Genomic DNA, 1,594 nt, shown 5'->3' with positions numbered 1-1,594 from the left:
CCAGGGGTTCTCCACGCCGATGTACTGGGTGGTGGTGTACTCGTGGAGGCCCTCGGCCCCGCCCTCGCGGCCCAGGCCGGACTGCTTGACGCCGCCGAACGGGGCGGCCGCGTTCGAGATCACTCCGACGTTGAGGCCCATGAGGCCGAACTCGATGCGGTCGCCGATGCGCAGGCCGCGGGAGATGTTCTCGGTGAACACGTAGGAGGCCAGGCCGTACTCGGTGGAGTTGGCCAGGGCCACGGCCTCGTCCTCGTCCTTGAAGGTGACGACCGGGGCCACGGGGCCGAAGATCTCCTCGCGGACCGCGCGGGCGTCGACGGGGACGTCGCGCAGCAGGGTGGGCTGGAAGAAGTAGCCGGGCCCGTCCACGCGCTTGCCGCCGACGACGACCTTCGCCCCGCGCTCGACGGCGTCGGTGACGAACTCCTCGACGGAGTCGCGGGCCTTGGCCTCGACCATCGGGCCCACACTCACGCCGTCGTCCACGCCGTTGCCCACGGTGAGCGCGGCCATCTTCTCGGCCATCTTCTCGACGAACTCGTCGACGACCGACTCGTGCACCAGCAGCCGGTTGGCGGCCGTGCAGGCCTCGCCCATGTTGCGCATCTTCGCGGCCATGGCGCCGGCCACGGCCTTGTCGATGTCGGCGTCCTCGAAGACGATCAGCGGCCCGTTGCCGCCGAGCTCCATGGAGGTGCGCAGCACGTTGTCCGTGGCCAGCTTCATCAGCTGCTTGCCCACCGGGGTGGAGCCGGTGAAGGAGACCTTGCGCAGGCGCGGGTCGGCCATGATCGGCTCGGAGACCGCCGCGGCGGACTTGGAGGAGACGACGTTGAGCACCCCGGCCGGCAGGCCCGCGTCCAGCATGAGCTGGGCGAAGTACTGGGAGGTGAGCGGGGTCAGCCGGGCGGGCTTGAGCACCATGGTGCAGCCGGCGGCCACGGCCGGGGCGACCTTGCGGGTGGCCATCGCCAGCGGGAAGTTCCACGGGGTGATCAGCAGGCACGGGCCCACGGGCTTGTGGGTGACCAGCATGCGCAGGTTGCCCTCGGGGGTGTCGAGGTAGCGGCCGTAGTCGCGCACGGCCTCCTCGGCGAACCAGCGCAGGAACTCCCCGCCGTACTTGACCTCTCCGGCGGCCTCGGCCAGCGGCTTGCCCATCTCCAGGGTCATCAGCAGGGCGAGGTCCTCGGCGCGCTCCTGCACGAGGTCGAAGGCGGCCCGCAGGATCTCCGAGCGGACCCGGGCGGGGGTGCGGGCCCAGGACTCCTGGGCGTCGGCGGCGGCGTCCATCGCGGCCTGGGAGTCCGCCCGGGTGGCCGAGGCCATGGTCGCGATGACCTCGCCGGTGGCCGGGTTCTCCACCTCGAAGGTCCCCCCGTCCGAGGCGGGCCGCCACTGACCGTTGATCAGCAGTCCCGTGGGGGTCTTGGCGAGGACCGACTCGATGCGGTCCTTCATGCCGGTGGCCGCGGGGGCCTTGTCCGTGGTGCTCATGTATCAGCCTCTCTTCTCGACGCGCGCCGGGCCACCGGGCACCGGTGGCGCTGCGCTGCGTCAGGGGGTTCGTCGGACGGGCGGGCGACAGCAC

General features: G+C 71.6%; 1 protein-coding gene. It reads right to left on the bottom strand.

Annotated features, from left to right (window positions below; genetic code table 11):
- Positions 1-1,500, bottom strand: a 1,500-nt coding sequence (locus RF647_RS18955; RefSeq protein WP_368813087.1) for an NAD-dependent succinate-semialdehyde dehydrogenase, incomplete at its 3' end; no start/stop codon positions are given.
- Positions 1,501-1,594: the final 94 nt, after the last annotated feature.

The organism is Kocuria sp. CPCC 205263, assembly GCF_040981075.1.
Lineage (GTDB): Bacteria > Actinomycetota > Actinomycetes > Actinomycetales > Micrococcaceae > Kocuria > Kocuria rosea.
The sequence above is the reverse complement of the archived record's forward strand: the minus strand, read 5'-3'. Positions and strand labels throughout refer to the sequence as shown.